Annotated in this window: 12 protein-coding genes, 3 tRNA genes and 1 pseudogene; 1 reads left to right on the top strand and 15 read right to left on the bottom strand. The window is 42.8% G+C overall.

The genetic code is table 11. The features are described 5' to 3' along the window. Positions 1-112: 112 nt before the first annotated feature. The 12 genes and pseudogenes from P7J36_RS09935 to parE form a co-directional block, all read right to left on the bottom strand. Positions 113-184, bottom strand: a tRNA-Arg gene (locus P7J36_RS09935). Positions 185-221: 37 nt separating this feature from the next. Next, positions 222-1,427, bottom strand: coding sequence for a 30S ribosomal protein S1 (rpsA, locus tag P7J36_RS09930; protein ID WP_013730343.1), 1,206 nt, complete (start codon positions 1,425-1,427; stop codon positions 222-224). A gap of 123 nt (positions 1,428-1,550) precedes the next feature. Further along, positions 1,551-1,622 (bottom strand) — tRNA-Gln (locus tag P7J36_RS09925). Positions 1,623-1,759: 137 nt separating this feature from the next. Next, positions 1,760-1,840: transfer RNA gene (locus tag P7J36_RS09920), tRNA-Tyr, on the bottom strand. A 51-nt stretch (positions 1,841-1,891) separates the two neighbouring features. Further along, complete coding sequence (locus P7J36_RS09915) at positions 1,892-2,125, bottom strand: DUF2969 domain-containing protein (protein WP_024400468.1); 234 nt, start codon at positions 2,123-2,125, stop codon at positions 1,892-1,894. A 66-nt stretch (positions 2,126-2,191) separates the two neighbouring features. Beyond that, on the bottom strand, positions 2,192-3,214 hold the full coding sequence (locus P7J36_RS09910) for a branched-chain amino acid aminotransferase (RefSeq protein WP_408551997.1): 1,023 nt from the start codon (positions 3,212-3,214) through the stop codon (positions 2,192-2,194). A gap of 250 nt (positions 3,215-3,464) precedes the next feature. Then, complete coding sequence (gene parC / locus P7J36_RS09905) at positions 3,465-5,918, bottom strand: DNA topoisomerase IV subunit A (protein ID WP_408551996.1); 2,454 nt, start codon at positions 5,916-5,918, stop codon at positions 3,465-3,467. 170 nt (positions 5,919-6,088) lie between these two features. Beyond that, positions 6,089-7,348 carry a GIY-YIG nuclease family protein gene (locus tag P7J36_RS09900; RefSeq protein ID WP_408551995.1) on the bottom strand — a complete coding sequence of 420 codons (1,260 nt, stop codon included), beginning with the start codon at positions 7,346-7,348 and terminating at the stop codon, positions 6,089-6,091. A 57-nt stretch (positions 7,349-7,405) separates the two neighbouring features. Continuing rightward, positions 7,406-7,519, bottom strand: a pseudogene (locus P7J36_RS09895) (GTP pyrophosphokinase); the annotation flags it as partial. A gap of 27 nt (positions 7,520-7,546) precedes the next feature. After that, positions 7,547-8,050 (bottom strand): YkvA family protein, encoded by a 504-nt coding sequence (locus P7J36_RS09890; RefSeq protein ID WP_408551994.1) that lies wholly within the window; start codon positions 8,048-8,050, stop codon positions 7,547-7,549. A 32-nt stretch (positions 8,051-8,082) separates the two neighbouring features. Continuing rightward, positions 8,083-8,685, bottom strand: coding sequence for a protein adenylyltransferase Fic (gene fic / locus P7J36_RS09885; RefSeq protein ID WP_044690631.1), 603 nt, complete (start codon positions 8,683-8,685; stop codon positions 8,083-8,085). A gap of 23 nt (positions 8,686-8,708) precedes the next feature. Beyond that, positions 8,709-10,658 carry a DNA topoisomerase IV subunit B gene (gene parE, locus P7J36_RS09880; protein ID WP_029186233.1) on the bottom strand — a complete coding sequence of 650 codons (1,950 nt, stop codon included), beginning with the start codon at positions 10,656-10,658 and terminating at the stop codon, positions 8,709-8,711. A 142-nt stretch (positions 10,659-10,800) separates the two neighbouring features. Between parE and plsY the strand changes: the two genes are divergently transcribed. Then, positions 10,801-11,445 carry a glycerol-3-phosphate 1-O-acyltransferase PlsY gene (plsY, locus tag P7J36_RS09875; protein ID WP_024377844.1) on the top strand — a complete coding sequence of 215 codons (645 nt, stop codon included), beginning with the start codon at positions 10,801-10,803 and terminating at the stop codon, positions 11,443-11,445. 11 nt (positions 11,446-11,456) lie between these two features. Here plsY and addA read toward each other — a convergent pair whose 3' ends face one another. The 3 genes from addA to P7J36_RS09860 form a co-directional block, all read right to left on the bottom strand. Continuing rightward, positions 11,457-15,110 (bottom strand): helicase-exonuclease AddAB subunit AddA, encoded by a 3,654-nt coding sequence (gene addA / locus P7J36_RS09870; RefSeq protein WP_408551993.1) that lies wholly within the window; start codon positions 15,108-15,110, stop codon positions 11,457-11,459. Beyond that, entirely contained in the window at positions 15,110-18,376 is a 3,267-nt protein-coding gene (gene rexB / locus P7J36_RS09865) for an ATP-dependent nuclease subunit B (protein ID WP_408551992.1), read from the bottom strand. The genes addA and rexB overlap by 1 nt, the downstream gene beginning before the upstream one ends. Before the next feature lie 127 nt (positions 18,377-18,503). Beyond that, positions 18,504-18,593: LPXTG cell wall anchor domain-containing protein (locus P7J36_RS09860; protein WP_408551998.1), on the bottom strand; the 90-nt coding region annotated here is incomplete at its 5' end.

Below are 18,593 nucleotides of genomic sequence, written 5' to 3'. Positions count from 1 at the left end.
GTCGCTATAGGGTTCACCGGTAGCGGGTGCCCACGGAGGACTTTCACCTCAGATGTACGACATGCCCGTCGTACTATGAAAAAAGCCTGTTAATGCAGGCTTTTCAATTTAGTCCACCCTGAGGGAATCGAACCCCCATCTCAAGAACCGGAATCTTACGTGATATCCATTACACTAAGGGTGGAAAGGAAAAACTTGCACAAGGCAAGTTTTTATATGAATTACAATTCAATGTCACCGAAAAGGTCAGCCATTGAGAATCCAGATTGAGTTTCTGGCAATTCGTAATCACGTTTTTCTTCACGTTTTTGACGACGTGGACGTGGAGCACGTTTTTCAGCTTTTTCTTCACCTTCAACTGCTGCTGGACGCTCTTCCAAAGCTTTGATAGAAAGTGATACACGCTCATCAGCTGCGTTCACTTCAAGAACTTTAACAGTTACTTCTTGACCTACTGACAAAGCGTCTTTCGGATTTTCAACACGTTTGTGTGAAATTTGTGAGATATGTACCAAACCATCGATACCTGGCAATACTTCAACGAAAGCACCGAAGTCAGTCAAGCGTTTTACTTTACCTTCGATTACATCGCCAGCTGCCAATTTTTGCTCAACGCCATCCCATGGACCAGGCTGTGTGGCTTTCAATGACAATGATACGCGACCTTCAACTTCGTCGATTGCAAGAACTTTAACTTCAACTTCTTCACCAACTGTTACAGCTGATTTAGGAGATACGTTACGCTCGTGTGACAATTCAGTCAAGTGTACCAAACCATCTACACCACCAAGGTCGATGAATGCACCAAAGCTTGTGATACGTGCAACTTTACCAGTCACAACTTCACCAACTGCCAATTTACCGAATACTTCAGCACGTGCAGCTGCAGCTTCTGCTTCAACAACGTCACGACGTGACAAGATGAAACGGTTCTCAGCAGGATCAACTTCTTTGATTTTAGCATCAAATTCTTGACCTACAAAACGCTCAGTGTTACGAGTGAAACGGCTGTCGATCATTGAAGCTGGGATGAAACCACGAAGACCTTCAAATTCAACTGCAAGACCACCTTTAACGGCACGAGTTACTTTAACTGTAACAACTTCTTCTTCACGACCAACAAGCTTGTCCCATGCTTTACGTGCTTCCAAACGTTTTTTAGATACAAGATAAGTAACAGTGTCTGTATCTTTACCAACAACTTGGCGAAGTACTAACAATTCAAGTGTTTCACCAACTTTTACAAGGTCATTGATATCAGCATCACGGTCGTTAGTCAACTCACGAAGAGTCAATACGCCTTCAACACCAGTACCTGAGATAGCTACGTTTGCTTGACCAGCATCAACTGTCAATACTTCTGCAGTTACCACATCACCAGGTGTAACTTCGCTTACACTGTTCAACAAATCTTCAAATTCGTTCATTATAAAAAAACCTCCGACAATCAGGTCTTTCGACCCAACATAAAATATATTTTATTTAAGGCACACGCAAGGACAACAACAATTAGACATCTTTGACGAACTAGACTATATCTAGTACCTTTACTGGGGTAGCTGGATTCGAACCAACGCATGAGGGAGTCAAAGTCCCTTGCCTTACCGCTTGGCGATACCCCAAAACATTTTCTAAGATAGTATTCTGAAATGAACTCGGGCTAAACGCTGTGTAAAAAAGATAAGTCGCCTAGCAAATCAGGATTTGCAGCCAACTTCCTATTTTTACTATGCGTTTGACGCCCTTAGTATCTTAGACATGGAGAGAGAGGGATTTGAACCCCCGAACCCGAAGGAGCGGATTTACAGTCCGCCGCGTTTAGCCTCTTCGCTATCTCTCCGTGCACTAACAGTCACTATTCTAACATAAAATAGCGACTATTACAAGCCTTTTAGTGACTTAAATTATAATTTTCAATAATATTTCCGACTGCTTTTTCTAATTTTTTGTAAAAGCTTTCGGTATTTCCATTTTTAATAACTGCAAAGTTATTTTCAGCCAATTCTGCAATTTCTCCAATTACTTTTTTACCTATAACAAGGCGGTATCCAGAGAACTCTTCTCTATTGACAAGAACTTTGCTATCTTCAATCTGAATTTCAATTTTTTTATCTTTTTTACTCATTTTCAAACCTCACTTTTACTATTCTACAAAAAAAGAGAAGAGCTTGCAAGTGCAAGCCTTCTGAAATTATTCTACTTCGACAATCCAGCCTTCAGGAGCTTCAATATCACCAAACTGGATACCTGTTAATTCGTCATACAATTTACGAGTGACTGGTCCTACTTCTGTTTCGCTATGGAAAACATGGAGTTTGTCTGCAATCTGGATACCACCAATTGGTGAGATGACTGCAGCTGTTCCGCAAGCTCCTGCTTCGACAAACTGGTCTAATTCTTCGACAAGGACTTCTCGTTCCACTGCCTTCATCCCTAGACGATGCTCTGCCAAATATAAGAGAGAATACTTGGTAATGGACGGCAAGATTGATGGTGAAATCGGTGTGACAAACTCGTTATCAGCTGTAATACCAAAGAAATTTGCAGACCCTACTTCTTCAATCTTGGTGTGGGTAGCTGGGTCTAGGTAAATCACATCTGAGAAGCCCTGCTTTTTGGCATACTGACCTGGTAAGAGCGATGCCGCGTAGTTTCCGCCGACCTTAGCCGCCCCTGTTCCATTTGGTGCTGCACGGTCATACTTGTCTTGGATGAGGAAGTTAGTCGGAGCCAAACCACCCTTGAAGTAGTTGCCGACCGGCATGGCAAAAACGGTGAAAATATACTCTTCCGCAGGTTTGACGCCGATGATGTCGCCGACACCGATCAAGAGCGGGCGGAGATAGAGGGTGCCGCCAGTTCCATAGGGAGGAACGTAGTCCGCGTTAGCTTTGACCACCTCTTTACAAGCCTTAATGAACAGATCAGTCGGAACAGGCTCCATGAGCAAGCGGTCGGCTGTGCGTTGCAGGCGCTCAGCGTTTTGGTCTGGACGAAAGAGCTGAAGTTTTCCCTCCTTGGTGCGATAGGCCTTAAGGCCTTCAAAAGCCTGCTGGCCATAGTGAAGGGCTGGCGAGCTTTCTGAAATGTGCAGTTCCGCATCTTCGGTCAATTGCCCTTCAGACCATTGGCCGTTTTTGAAATGAGCGATGAAGCGGTAAGGTAGTTTCATATAAGAAAAACCAAGGTTTTCCCAGTCAATGTTCACTGTCATATAGTTTCTCCAAATTCATTTTTTATTATTTTACTACTTTTGAAAGTGATTTTCAATTAAAAATTCAGAAAATTTTGTGAATATAAGAAAAACCCGCCGGAGCGAGTTTGTTCTATATCGGTTAATACCAACCAATCAGTTGGTGTAACCATTCTTCAAATGCTGGAAAGACCTTCATGGCAAGAATTGTTAAAACCATGACTGCTATCAAGGTGATGAGAATAAGATATTTTTTCTTCATATTTTTCTCCTATTTGACCCAGGCTCTGAAGACTTCTTCATCGGAAATGGTATCCGATATGAAGCTGCCGTTGCTTGTGCGTTCAGACAGGCTAAGCTGGGTCACATCAACCTCATAGAGTTTGCCCGTTTTAGACTGCACGTGAAGCACTTGACTTGTTGTTTCATCTTCATTTGCTGTACTAAAGAGGTCAAAATCTCCCTGATCCGTCAAGACTGGACCTGCCGCAAAGACACGGTGAGGTTTAGCCTTGAGTTCGCGAAGCACCTGCAAACCACGCTTGGCACGACTGGTCACAGGGATTTCCTCCGTCGCCATCCGCTTCAAGCTACCACGCTGGGTCAGAAGATAGACGGAGCTGGTATTACTGATGAAAGCCGCAACCACCACATCCTCATCCTTGAGGTTGACCGCCTTGACACCAGCTGCCTTAGCACCGATGATGGGCACTTCTTCGATGTTAAATCGCAGAGCGTAGCCTTTCTCAGTGATGAGCATGATGTCGTCCAAAACTACAGGCGATACAGTAACGACCACATCATCTGCATCTTTGAGTTTGGCATACTTGGTTGACTTAGACTTGTAAGTCCGCCAAGGAGCAAATTCCTTCCGCTCCACACGTTTAATTTGACCGTATTTAGTCACCGCGAAATAAGTTCCCTCATCAAAATTCTCAACCAGTTCAGCGAAGATAATCTCTTCATTGGTATCAAAGTTCATCAGGGTCTGGCTCAGGTGTTCACCAATGTCCTTCCAACGAATATCTGTCAACTCATGGACAGGTCGGTAGATGACATTTCCAAGATTGGTAAAGAGCAAGAGGTGCTGAGTTGTCTTGGCATTCTGTAAGAAAATCAGCTGGTCATCCTCTCGTTTGCCCATTTCTTCAAGGGTTGAGGCATTGAAAGAACGCGGACTGGTCCGTTTGATGTAACCTGCCTTGGTCACGCTGACAAAAGTTTCTTCTTCGACAATCAAGCTGGCGGTGTCAATCTCAATCGTTTCTGCCTGATCTTGTAATTCACTCAAACGAGGATTGCCAAACTGCTTCTTGACCTCACGCAGTTCTTTCTTCATCAGATTGAACATGGTCCGCTCATCGCCGATAATGGCTGCCAAGGTCTGAATCTGCTCGCGTAAAGCTGCTTCTTCATTTTCCAAGGTCACAATGTCGGTATTGGTCAAGCGGTAGAGTTGCAAGGTCACGATTGCTTCTGCCTGTTCCTCGCTGAAATCATAGCTGATTTTCAAGTTTTCCTTGGCATCAGCCTTGTTTTCAGAGGCACGAATAAGGGCAATGACTTCATCCAAAATGGAAATAACACGGATTAAGCCTTCTACGATATGGAGGCGTTTTTCAGCCTTTTCCTTGTCAAACTTAGACCGGGCAATGATAATCTCACGACGGTGGGCAATATAGCTAGACAGAATCTTCTGCAAGCCAACCTGACGCGGTGTGAAGTTATCAATCGCCACCATGTTGAAATTGTAATTGATTTGTAAGTCGGTGTATTTGTAAAGGTAGTTGAGAATGGTTTGCTCATCGCTGTCTTTTTTCAGCTCAATGGCAATCCGCAAACCTGTACGGTCTGACTCATCACGCACCTCGGCAATGCCTGGCACCTTGTTGTTGACACGGACATCATCAATCTTCTTGACCAAAACAGCCTTGTTGACCTCGTAAGGAATCTCAGTAATGACAATCTGCTTCTTGCCTGCCTTGAGTTGTTCCATTTCGCAACGGCTACGAACTACAACACGGCCCTTACCAGTTTCATAAGCTTTCTTGATTTCGTCAGCCCCTTGGATAATGGCACCTGTTGGGAAGTCTGGTCCAGGCAAGAACTCCATCAACTTTTCTAACTTAGCTGTCGGATGATCAATCATGTAGACAACGGCATCGATGACCTCCGCCAAATTATGCGGCGGGATGTCAGTCGCGTACCCTGCTGAAATTCCTGTCGCTCCATTGACCAAGAGATTAGGGAAGGCAGCTGGCAGCACAGTGGGTTCTTTTTCCGTATCGTCAAAGTTCCAGGCAAATGGCACGGTCTTTTTCTCGATGTCGGCCAGCAAATAACCTGCCATTTCCGACAGGCGAGCCTCGGTGTAACGCATGGCCGCAGGTGGGTCGCCGTCCATGGAACCATTGTTCCCGTGCATCTCCACCAAAATCTCGCGGTTTTTCCAGTCCTGACTCATGCGGACCATGGCATCATAAATAGAATAATCACCGTGCGGGTGGAAATTCCCCATGATATTTCCGACTGACTTGGCGGACTTGCGGTAGCCCTTGTCAAATGTGTTGCCGTCCTTATTCATAGAATAAAGAATCCGACGTTGCACGGGCTTGAGACCGTCACGAATGTCTGGCAAAGCTCGCTCCTGAATAATGTATTTGGAGTAGCGACCAAAACGCTCTCCCATAATGTCCTCAAGGGACATGTTTTGAATGTTAGACATAAATTAAGATACAAAGGGACGATTCAGTCCCGTGTTCAGTTAGACAGACTAGCTGAACCTTCCTTTCTTTGTTTCTTGTCGAAAATTTTCTTTTTTTACTTTTTTTGATAATCGCCTGTGGCTGACACTGAAAATTATAAAGCCATTCTATACGATTTCAATCAACTATATCAGAATAGACCTTCAATATTATCTAGAGACAACTGCTGTGGTTCCTTATTTTTAGGAATATATAAGTATTCATTACCAAATTTTTCTATTTCAAATAAATCTCTCAAGAATCGGCAAAATTTAAAATAGTTCTCTTCATCGGAAATATAAATTCCATCTTGAAAATTATTTATTGTGTGTAAAACTTCTTTTGTCGGAGGTTTCATCTGAAACAATTCGATTGTTTTAGTAGTAGTGTTTGGAAATATTGTCCAAGAATAACCGTTCGAGATAATCTTTGAAATTTTTGAAACTTCAAGTTTCAAATTTATTGTTGTAAAGTCTGGATATTTCAACAAATTGAATACACCAAATTTGTCAGTATCTGCAAGTTCATCTGAATTCCATTCATATTTCGGATTAAGCCATTGTTCGACATCAAATGTACTTTCTTCTTTTTTAGATAGCAGTAATCGCAACTCCGAAATAAGCTGTGATAACAAATCAAAATAGTATCGTTTGATATGCAACGATAAATCTTCGTCACCCTCAATCGATTTCTCAATGTCATCAATCTTGCTACTAGATAATTCAAAAGATTTCAGTTTTTTTCCCTCTGTAAATGTAGCTTTCAAAATTAAAAAGTATAGACTCCAACTGCTGTCATTAAAATAAAATTTAAAACTGTTAAGTTCTCTAAATTCATCTACTGTCATTTTATAATCCGAATTAGGATTCACATTTATTACAGTTGTTACAATGGATCTATGCTCCCATGAAGAACTAGACTTTGTATCTCTTACAACCCAATCTTTCGGGTATTCGTTGATAGTGCGGATAAACTCAATTAGATTATTCAATTTAAGTCTGTTAACTTCAATTTGTTCTTTAAATATTTTTTCATTTTTGATTTTTATATTGGACTTTTGGGTATCCACCTTGTCTTTAGGAGCATAAATCCCCTTATGCAATTGAATTCCCATTCGACCACATAAATCTCTAACTTCATCCAGAGCTTTTATTTCAAAAAGTTCGGTAGACCCTTCTAACTTTTTAGGAAAATCTACTTTGTATTTTCTTGTAAAAGTGTGAAGTAACTTTTCAGTTTGTAAAATATCAGTTTCCTTTTCCTCAAACCAGTATGAGTTCTCTAAGTCAGCATCTCCAAATCCCTTTTTTAATTGCTGATACCTATTCCAAATATTATTAGCTTTTCCAATTTTTATACATCCATGTACTTCAGTCCAGTTTAGTATGTAAATATAAGATTTTTTTGCCATTCATTTCCCCTTTCATTACAACTCCTATGACTGAAATAGATTATACTCTCCATAATAAAAGGTGTGCTTGAGATTGACTTTTTCAACCTTACCTGTTTCAAAATAGTCTTTGAAAAACTCCCTATCCATTCTATTGATTTCAGCAATAAATCGTTCAACTTTTTCTAACAATTTCTGCTCCTTTTGACAATAGCAGAGCTACTCCTCTAGCTTGGTCTGACTTGCTTGCCAGCTTCTAAAGGCATCGACATCTGTTTTGATTAATTTCAAACAGGCATTAAGGACAAAGGCATCGTCAAGTAGACCTGCTCCAAGGATGAAATCTGGTAAGGCATCAATAGGACTGAAAAAATAAATCAAAGCACCTATAGTTGCGAGGATTGTCCCTTTGGGTAACTTGTTGTAATCTCTACGGATATAGCTTCGCACCATGGAAATCAAGCCTGGAATAGCCGCAAACTTATCTCCACCAAAAGGCATACGAGACAGTTTCCGTTCCGTGCTATGTAAAAAATGTTCTAATTTTCCTTGCTCAGATAGCAAGTTTTCTGCATGTTGCCGAGTTTTGGAAGATTGCCAAATCTTCAATGCTTGGTCAAATTTCTCTTCCAACTCCTGTTTGTTTTTAAATGGCTTGCGCTTTCGAACCCATTCAGACAACCGTTTTTGAAAACGGTCAGTTAATTTTACTCTTAGTGGCATAAAACACCTCACATAGTTTGCTTCTGCTAGAGTTACAAATCCTCTGTGCGATAGAGATTGTATCCTTCATAGTAATAAGAATGGTCGATGCCTTTGAAATAAGTAGCCTGACCAAGATCTTCCGTTAAGGCTTGCAATAACAGATATTTAAGCTCTCCTGTTGACACATGGCTTCTAACCATAGCATTGAAATATTCATCTTTATCAATGCTATTCCAGTCAACAACCTTACCCAAACTATCCCGTAGCATACAATCCAACCAGATACGCATACTACGACCATTTCCTTCACGAAAAGGATGTGCAATATTCATATCTGCGTACTTGTCAACAATCTCATCAAAGGTTTCATGAGGTAGCTTATCAATATAGGCCAAAGACTGCTCAAGAAAGATTCGTGGAGCAAATTGAAAATTATCCTTGGCAATGTTAACATCACGAATCTTACCTGCAAAGTCGTAAATATCCTCAAATAAAGCCTGATGAATTTGTGCCAAACCTGCAAAAGTCCCAACTTCAAGCTGGAACAATTGTCCTGTTTCAAACAAGAGAGCTGCTTTTTTCTTACTGATTTGTTCTTCAAGACGAGCCAATTCAGCCGAATTTTCAATCCCCAATTTATTTTCTAAAACCATATGGCACCTCAACTTCCCTGAGATTATTTGGTAAAAGCTGTCGCTTCCTCCAAGGTAAACTTCACATTATCCTCAATCCACTTGCGACGTGGCTCGACCTTGTCGCCCATGAGGACAGACACACGGCGTTCAGCACGCGCCAAATCTTCAATTGTCACACGGATAAGAGTACGAGTTTCAGGGTTCATGGTCGTTTCCCAGAGCTGATCTGCATTCATCTCACCAAGACCCTTGTAGCGTTGGAGGATAAAGCCCTTGCCAAAATCCTTGCGGAGATCTTCTAATTCCCCGTCAGACCAGGCGTAGGCAATCTTTTCTGTCTTGCCCTTACCTTTTGACATCTTATAAAGTGGCGGAAGGGCGATGTAAACCCGACCTGCTTCTACCAATGGTCGCATATAGCGATAGAAGAAAGTCAGCAAGAGAGTCTGAATGTGGGCACCATCCGTATCCGCATCGGTCATGATAATAATCTTGTCATAGTTGACATCTTCGATAGTGAAATCCGACCCAACACCTGCACCAATGGTGTAAATCATGGTGTTGATTTCTTCGTTTTTGAGGATGTCCGCCATTTTTGCCTTAGCGGTATTGATAACCTTACCACGCAAAGGTAGGATGGCTTGGAATTTGCGGTCACGGCCTTGTTTTGCGGAGCCACCGGCTGAATCCCCCTCAACAAGATAGAGCTCATTTTTGGCTGGATTTTTGGACTGGGCTGGGGTTAATTTTCCTGACAGGAGGCCCTTGTCCTTCTTGTTCTTCTTACCGTTTCGGGATTCGTCACGCGCTTTACGCGCAGCCTCGCGGGCGTCACGCGCCTTAATGGCTTTACGAACTAGATTTGAAGCTAATTCCCCATTTTCCAAAAGGAAGAAAGTCAGCTTGTCCGATACAATGCCGTCCACCACAGGACGAGCAAGCGGGCTGCCCAGCTTGTCCTTGGTCTGCCCTTCAAACTGCAAATGCTCTTCTGGGACAAGGATAGAAAGGACCGCAGACAAACCTTCACGGTAGTCAGAGCCTTCCAAGTTCTTGTCCTTTTCTTTGAGCAAGTTGGTCTTGCGGGCATAGTCGTTCATAGCCTTGGTAATGGCTAGTTTGAGACCTGTTTCGTGGGTACCGCCGTCCTTGGTCCGAACGTTGTTAACGAAGGAGAGGATGTTGTCTGAATAGCCGTCGTTGTACTGCATGGCAACTTGGACTTGGAATCCTGCATCTTCTCCTTCAAAATAAAGGACAGGTGTCAGGGTTTCCTTGTCTTCGTTGAGGTAAGAAACAAAGTCCTGAACACCATTTTCATAGTGATACTCCTCCTGCTCACCAGTCCGCTCATCTGTCAAGGTCATGGTGACCTGTTTGAGCAAGAAGGCTGACTCTTTCAGGCGTTCGGCAATGGTGTTGAACTTGAAATCCGTCGTTGAAAAGATGGTATCGTCAGGCATAAAAGTCACCTTTGTACCTGTTTTTGATTTTGGAGCGGTACCAATCTTCTCTAAGGTCGTGACTGGCTTTCCGCCCTGCTCAAATCGTTGCTTGTAAACAGCACCGTCACGGGTAATCTCAACTTCCAACCAGCTGGACAGGGCATTGACCACCGAAGAACCAACCCCGTGGAGACCACCTGAAGTCTTGTAGCCACCTTGACCAAACTTACCACCTGCGTGGAGAACGGTGAAGATGACTTCAACCGTTGGCTTGCCTGTTGCGTGCATACCAACGGGCATCCCGCGTCCACGGTCGGAAACAGACAGGCTACCGTCCTTGTTAATGGTCACATCAATCCGGTCACCGAAACCAGACAAGGCTTCATCGACAGCGTTATCGACAATCTCCCAGACCATATGGTGTAAGCCATTTCCATCTGTGGATCCGATGTACATACCAGGACGTTTGCGGACGGCGTCCAGCCCTTCCAGTACCTGAATGGCATCGTCATTATAGTTATTTATGTTAATCTCTTTCTTAGTCAAAACTGACCTCCATACTTGTCATCCTTACTATATTACAAGTTTTTGGCTATTTTTGCAAAATATTTCTGTCACCTATCGGCTGAGACAGCTCACAAAATAAGATTTTGGACTAAATTAGATGAAAATATGCTATAATGAAAACATGTTAGTCAATCTTATTTTACTATTTATTGCATATTTATTGGGATCTATCCCGTCAGGACTTTGGATAGGTCAAGCTTTTTTCAATATCAACATTCGTGAACATGGTTCAGGAAATACTGGAACAACTAATACCTTTCGCATACTGGGGCCAAAGGCTGGTACGATTGTATTTGTAATTGATTTTCTCAAAGGAACGTTGGCAGCCTTGCTTCCGCTGATCTTTCATGCCCAAGGAATTTCTCCGATTGTATTTGGGTTAATGGCTGTACTGGGGCACACTTTCCCTATCTTTGCCCAATTCAAAGGGGGGAAGGCTGTGGCAACGTCGGCTGGTATGCTTCTGGGCGTCGCACCTGCTTTTTGCCTCTATCTCGTTCTAATCTTTGCCAGTTCACTCTACTTGACGTCCATGGTTTCCTTCTCTAGCGTCTTAGCAGCAGCTTTAGCAATCTTAGGAGCTCTGCTATTTCCAGCAATAGGAATCATCCTACCAAGCTACGACTGGCTCTTTACAGTGATTATCGTTTTTCTTGGCAGTTTTGTCATCATTCGTCACAAGGAAAATATCCAGCGGATTTTGAAAAAAGAAGAAAATCTTGTCCCATTCGGACTCAATCTAACCAAACAGAAAAAGCGAGTTTAAATCACTCGCTTTTAGTTTACATAAACTTCAACCACTTCAATTCTTTCCCCACCAAGCAAAATCAAATGGCAGTCTACACGATCTATCTTGTAGGCCTTTTTCAATGCCTCGGCATAGAGTTGCATTTGAGCTTGGTAACGTTGGCTGAGTTGGCTTGGTTGGTCATATTTGTCTGTCTTGTAATCAAAGAGGACAATATGTTCATCATATAGTAGGTAGCCATCGATAATCCCACGAAGGACAAAGTTTTCCTGTGACAAAGAATCTGTCTGCAAACTTGCAAATGGAGCTTCTCGATGAAGTTTATCGGTATTGGCTAGAATTTCTCTTCCTAAGTCTGTATCAAAGAAATCCAAAATCATCTGAACATTGATTTTATCTTTAATCGCTTGCTCAGCATGAACAGCTTCTAGAGCTGCTCTTACCGTATCTTCTGTCACCAACCAAGACAGATCCAAGCGTTGCATGAGTTCATGCACTGCTGAACCGACTTGGGCTCCAGTGATTTTTGGTTTCTTGGAAAAATCTGGCAAGTTAAAGGTCCGTTTTGGCTGGTATTTTTCCATAACTTCTATGCCTTCTTGTTCCAAAATAGGCTCATAGAGCTTCTTGATTTGACTTGGAGTCCGTAAACTTGGTAATTCTATAGCAGCCTTATAGCGTTCGTTCAACTCTTGAACAGAAGACAACTGGTCCAAGGCCTGGGCGATGTCTTCTGATTGACGAATATCTTTAAGGCTGGCGTTTTCTAGCTTACTCTTCAATGTCAGTTTACCAATCTTCTCCGCTGTCAAATCCTCATCCGTCACAAAGACTTTCTTGAAGTGCAAGTCTTCTCCTGAGAAGGCCTCATCAATGGCTAGAATCCAGTCTTGGAAGGTTGCCATACTTTCACGAGTTGATTGGGCAAGTACGCCATCTTCCTTTTTGCCATCGTATTTTTCAGCTAACTTGTCAGCATTACCCTTTCCAACCAGATACAGCTTCTTCTCGGCACGCGTTAGTGCAACGTAAAGCAACCGCATTTGTTCTGAAAGATTGGCAATTTTTAACTCTTGGAGATTCTTTTGATAAGGCAGAGTGTTCATTAAGACTCGCACCTGGGGTAATGGGCTCTTTACCTTATCTTTCATATCCGCTAAATATTGGATACCCAGACCATTTTTCCGGCTGATGATGACTGACTGGTAATGGTCTTCCAAGTTGAATCGCTTATCGATGTTCATGAGGAAAACATACTTGAACTCCAAACCTTTTGACTTGTGAATGGTCATAAGTTGTACAGCATTTTGCGGCAAAAATTCTTGTACATCTGCCAAGTCCTTATCGTTTGCTAAGGCACGGTCAATCATGGCGATGAAGCGCGACAAGCCCTTGTAGCCTGTTTTTTCAAACTGGTTGGCACGCAGACCTAGTGCATATAGATTGGCCTGACGCTTGCTGCCATTTGGAAGAGCACCGACATAGTCATAGTAGAATTTTTCATTGAAAATCTTCCAAATCAGGTCATAAATAGAATGCAGTTTGGCAAAGGCACGCCAGTTTTCCAAAATAGACAAGAAATCCTTGATTTTCTTTTTCAACTCTTCTGACATCAGTTCAGGATGTTGTCCACTTGCTTGCTGGGCTATTTCCATTTTCTGGTAAAAGAAACCTGTCCCAGCCTGCAAGGAAATCCGTGTCAGCTCATCCTCATCGAATCGGAACATAGGCGATTTAAGCAGGGCAACCAAGGCGTAGTCATTGAGTGGATTATTGATAACCCGCAAGGTATCCAGCATAATCATGACTTCTAAAGATTGCAGATAGGAGGCTGCTCCGCCATCTGCCACAATAGGAATCCCATGTTTTTCAAAAATGGACATAATGAGGTCATTGTGCGTCCGTTTTTGTACTAAGAGAGTGATGTCCTTGAAATCTGCATTTTCTTCATTGTGAAGACGAATAATCTCTTTTGCGACAACCTCAATTTCACCAGAAGTCGGAGGTGTTTCCTCCTCAACATCCGTTGAAGAACTCGCGCTCTCCTGCTGGTCGTAAATGAAATATTCCATCTCATGCTTGGGCTGGGCAATTTTTTGACCAGGACTACCAGCCACTAGACTGTGGGTGTCGTCATACTTGATTTCCCCTACTTGACGGTCCATCAGGCGCGTGAAAATAGCATTTGTTGCCTCCAAGACCTCAATCTGACTACGGAAGTTTTCCTTGAGCAAAATCAATTTCCCAGCCTGAGGATTTGCCTGATACAGTTCAAATTTCTCTTGGAAAATCATCGGATCCGCCTGACGGAATCGATAGATGGACTGCTTAATGTCACCCACCATAAAGCGATTATGCCCGTTAGACAGCAGGTCCAGCATTCGCTCTTGGCTATGGTTGTTATCCTGGTACTCGTCCACCATGACTTCGTGGTATTTTTCTTGGAAAAACTGGCGGATGTCTGCATTTTCTTCTAAAATACGAATAGCGAAATGCCCAATATCGCCAAATTCAAAGGCTGCTTCCTTGATTTTGACATCCAGATAAGCCTGCGAAAAATCCAGGACAAAGTCACGTAATAATACAAGCAGTGGCAAAGCTTGAACCTGATAGTCTTTCAGCAGAGTTAATTCATAAACTTCCTGACCCAAATCTCGTAGTCCTGAGATAATCTGGCTCTTGCCAGCATTGTATTCTTCTTTAAAGGCTATCAAATGCTCATCTTTTGGTCGATTGGCATTGGTCAAGCCCTTGCCTCTGGACTGGTCATTGATGAGAAGAATTCTTTCAACCCGCTCCATCAAGTCCTTCTGGTCCAGACTATCTAAACCTGTCAGCAAATCCAAGACTTCTTCCACATTTGCAAAATACTTGGCGGAACCAAAGTCATTTCTGCCCCATTCCACATGGTAGCGGAAGAAATCTGCAGCTTGATAGAGCTTGTCTAACACTTTTTCCTTAAAGCCTTGCTCTAAGATCAGCTCTATACGCTCTTGACTGTACAAATCAGCTTGTACAGCCTGCTCTTTCAGCCATTTAGTTGGACTGCTCGTCGATTGACTAAAATCATGCACCTGATAGACAACCTGACGAAAACCACTATTATCCTTGCGGTTGCCCGAAAAATTGCGAACCAGTTTGCGGAATGCACCATTTTCATCCTCTTCAAGATAATCTGCAAAGAGCTGGTCAAAGACCTCTTTTTTCAGACTTGCTTTTTCAGTCTCATCCTGTAAAATCCGAAACTGCGGAGAAATACCAAGGCTATAACCATAGGTTGTGACCAGTTTCTGCGTAAAGGAGTCCATGGTCCCAATATCCGCCTTGGTCAAATCCGCCAACTGGGCCGACAAATGCCGACGCAATTCCATATCGGTCGTCTCCGCAATGGTTTCATTGAGATTTTTCTCAATCCGCTCCTTCAATTCACCAGCCGCTTTGACTGTAAAGGTCGAGATAAAAAGCTGGTCAATTCCCACACCACGCTTCAACTTATCCAAAATCCGTTGAACCATAACAAAGGTCTTTCCTGACCCTGCCGATGCAGAGACCAGAACATTCTGACCGTGCGTGTAGATGGCTTCAATCTGCTCAGGTGTGCGTTTTTGTTGCTTATCAGAATTGGCTTCCGCCAGCTGCACAGCCTTGATTTCTTCCGCGCTTAAAAATTCTTCAAAAGCCATTAGTCCTGACCTCCTTTCATTCGTTCCATCCAATCTTGACGCTTGGCCTCCTTGATCAACCGCCGCGCCATGCCCATGTGCCGATCCGCCTCAAAACCAGTGATTGCCTTCAGCTGCTCACCTGCCACCGAACGCCCATCTTTGGTATAAGGGTTAATAGCAAAGCGACCAGCCAGAATGTCCTTGGCAGCCTGTTTGTAGAGTTCTTGGTTGTGGTTCAATAAAACCGCAAACTCATCTTCCGTGTAGAGTTGGTTACGAGTCTGATAAAAATGATTGAGCCCCAGACTTTCCTCCTTCAAGAAAAGCCCCTTGTAAACCAAGCTCGTATTGGCAGCTCCTTCTAGCTGTTCTAAATTCTTCGTATCTTTTAATTTGATAATCGGGTCCTGCAAATGCAAATACATAGCTCCAAAAACAGGTTTATCCCTAGTTTCATCCAGCTCTTGTAAGGCTGCCAAGTAGGTCACCAACTGAGGTTTTAGACCATTGTAAAAATCCCCAACTGAAAAAGATTGGTCGCTGGACTTGTAATCCACAACACCGACAGCCTGATTGATTTGTAAGGTATCCAAGCGGTCAATGGTACCATTTACATGCACACTCTTGCCATTATGAAGGTCAAAAACCAGCGCCTTATCCTGACGGAAACTCTTTTCCTGACCATCAATTTCCACCAAATCATTATCCCGCAAAATGGTCGCACTAGAACGAGCAATCTTATCCAGCACCTCCTCCGTATAACGAGCATCCGCATCTTGGTTATAGAACATAGCAAATTCTGCCTCGTCACGCGTCCGCAGGATGGCCTTGTCCACTTTTTGATCAAAATCTAGCTCAGATTGGTCCATGACCACTCGTTCAAAAATCCGATGCAAGAACAAACCATGCTGAAAGGCAGTCGGATGGATGGATTCCCGTTCCCGCAAGCGAAGAACATTACGGACAAAGTAAAGATATTGGTTGTTGTAAAAATTGGTCAAGCTGGATGCAGAAAGATTGAGCGGCTTATCCTCTGGATATAAAGCAGCCAATGTATCAGCTGAAAGCTGTTTAGAAGTAATTTCGCCAGTAATGGTCGGAATTTCAATGCCTTGCGACTCCAATTTCTTCTTCAAATGGCGAACCAAGACTGTCCAGAAGGCCGTCTGACCTTCCCATTCTTCATGTTCAAGAGATGGTCTTTCTGACTCAATCAAACGGGATAAGAGACTCTTGTAGTGACCGATGTCTTGTGGACTGAGTGTTTTCATCCTTCCACGTTCTTCGGATTTCAGCCCCATTTTTTGGAGAATCTTGATATAAGGTGAGAGACTGTCCTCGCCTTCGTTATAAATCTGAGGTGTAGAAATAACTAATTGTTCCGTCGCAGCATTCAGCAGAGACATCATGGCAGCATGGTTCTTCTTGATATTCTCTCGACTGACCAAATCAAAACGTGAAGAACTAGCCGAGACAAGATTGACTTTTTCCATCTCTTCTTCTGTCAATAGACTGGTATTCTTAGCAACTTTTGGAAAATTGGACTGGCCCATTCCGATAGCATAAACATACTTAGCAGTGTGTGGCTCGATCAAATCATAGGATTTGACATTGACCACATCAACTGTTGCAGGAACGGTGCGATAGTGACTGGCCTGCATACCAGCCTGTAAAATAGACAGAAAATCATCCATTTTCAATTTTTCTTTTCCGAAAATCTGATGAAAATTCTCTAGAATATGGGTAAAACTTTTCCAGACCTGCTCTTCTTTTTCTTGCTCAACTTCACTTAAATTTCGAGACATTTTTTCCATATTTTTAGGAAGCTCAATTTCCTCCAAAAATGCCATAAATTTCTCAAGCAAGGCAGTTCCAGATTGTGGTCCAGCCTTAAACAGCTGGTTCAAAGGTTCCATAATCTTAGCACGTAGGGGTTCCAAGACATTCAAATCATAGACAAGTCGCTTCTCCTTGACAGTCTCAACATCGTAGTCCGCTCTGCCATTGACCGAAAAAGCCCTCGAAAAAGCAGCCTGCCCCCTCATATCCGCAAAGAGAACATAAGACTCAAAAAGATCCAGCTCTTTTTGGGAAATGCTGGCGTACAAACCAGATTTGAGGAGATTGAGCAGGTCTTCCGCTCGGAAACGATAGCGGCGCAAGCGCTCCAAGGACTCCACAAAATGGACCAGGGGATGATGACTCATCTCCTCTGCCTTACCGAAATAGTACGGAATCTCATACTTGTCAAAAATCTTACCAATCTGCAACTTGTAGCTATCCACATCCCCCAAGAGCAACAAGATCTCTTTATAGCGAGTTCCTTGGTGCACAAGCTGACGAATCGCAGTCGCAACCTGCTCCACCTCTTCTTTTTGGTTAACAACCTCCCAGAGTTGGATTTTTTTCTTGTCTTCTTCAGTAAGCTCTATCATGGTACCGCTGTAATCATAAACGGATTCCATATTCTTTGAAAATTTACCAATACTGTCCAGTTCAGGTTCTAAACCAATATATGAAATCTTTGTCTGAAATTGGACTGATAGCTGGCGTAAAAAGTCAACATTGGCTTGATAGACATTGCCTTCCGTATAGGTGGCTTGCACAGCCTTCTTGCTGGCATATACACCAATCAGGATTTCCGACACCCGTTCATTTAAAGCACTTACTAAAGCTTCTTCTTCTGCCGAAAAACGAGAAAATCCGTCTACCACCAGCACAATGTTTTTCAACTGCTCATCCAACTGACCAGTTTCTACCAAGCTCGTTAGCTGTGCTAACTTAGACTGATGCTCAAAGCCTTCTTTGGACAAAATGTCTGTTACAGCCAGAAAAATCTTTACCAAATCAGCCTGCTTATCTGGCGATTCCATGGCTTCCAAGTCCAAAATAGACATATTTGCCCGTTGCAATTCTTTGTATAAAGCAACTAGCTGGTTAATGAACCCAAAATCTGTCTGTAAACGACCATAGACTTTCAAGTCGCCATCTTCAAATTGCGACAAGACACGAAAGAAAATCATGGCCAGCCCCACATCATCCAGCGGTTGACCTGCTTCTTTCCTATCAATCATCAAATAGCGGGCCAATTGCCCAAAACGGGTCACGATAATATCAAAAGTTGCCTGTTCAGGCAGGTATTCCAAGACCTTGCGTTCCATCTCAAAGGATAGAGAGTTTGGAGCAATGTAAAAAACTCGCTTAGCTTTCTTAGCAAATTCTGCTGCGGTATCCGTTAAATACTGCGTCAGAGGATTGCGAATATCTGTATAAACTAATTGCATAGTTTATGCCCTACTTTCCATGAATATACTATGTCTAGTATATCAAAAATGCGTGTACAAAAAAAGGAAAGGCGAACCTTTCCTTTTAATTATTTTACCCGAATAGGAATTAGGAAAAATAATGTAATTAGTCTTCATTACGACGACGTTTGCCTGCAAGAGCAAGAGCTGCTACAAGCATTGCTGCACCCAACACACTTGCTGCTGATGAAGCTTC

The sequence above is a fragment of the Streptococcus suis genome (genome assembly GCF_046032115.1).
Lineage (GTDB): Bacteria > Bacillota > Bacilli > Lactobacillales > Streptococcaceae > Streptococcus > Streptococcus suis_AJ.
The sequence above is the reverse complement of the archived record's forward strand: the minus strand, read 5'-3'. Positions and strand labels throughout refer to the sequence as shown.

Coding starts and splice junctions, on each gene's coding strand:
- rpsA (WP_013730343.1), bottom strand. CDS start 1,427: ATGAACGAATTTGAAGATTTGTTGAACAGTGTAAGCGAAGTTACACCT.
- P7J36_RS09915 (WP_024400468.1), bottom strand. CDS start 2,125: ATGAGTAAAAAAGATAAAAAAATTGAAATTCAGATTGAAGATAGCAAA.
- P7J36_RS09910 (WP_408551997.1), bottom strand. CDS start 3,214: ATGACAGTGAACATTGACTGGGAAAACCTTGGTTTTTCTTATATGAAA.
- parC (WP_408551996.1), bottom strand. CDS start 5,918: ATGTCTAACATTCAAAACATGTCCCTTGAGGACATTATGGGAGAGCGT.
- P7J36_RS09900 (WP_408551995.1), bottom strand. CDS start 7,348: ATGGCAAAAAAATCTTATATTTACATACTAAACTGGACTGAAGTACAT.
- P7J36_RS09890 (WP_408551994.1), bottom strand. CDS start 8,050: ATGCCACTAAGAGTAAAATTAACTGACCGTTTTCAAAAACGGTTGTCT.
- fic (WP_044690631.1), bottom strand. CDS start 8,685: ATGGTTTTAGAAAATAAATTGGGGATTGAAAATTCGGCTGAATTGGCT.
- plsY (WP_024377844.1), top strand. CDS start 10,801: ATGTTAGTCAATCTTATTTTACTATTTATTGCATATTTATTGGGATCT.
- addA (WP_408551993.1), bottom strand. CDS start 15,110: ATGGCTTTTGAAGAATTTTTAAGCGCGGAAGAAATCAAGGCTGTGCAG.
- rexB (WP_408551992.1), bottom strand. CDS start 18,376: ATGCAATTAGTTTATACAGATATTCGCAATCCTCTGACGCAGTATTTA.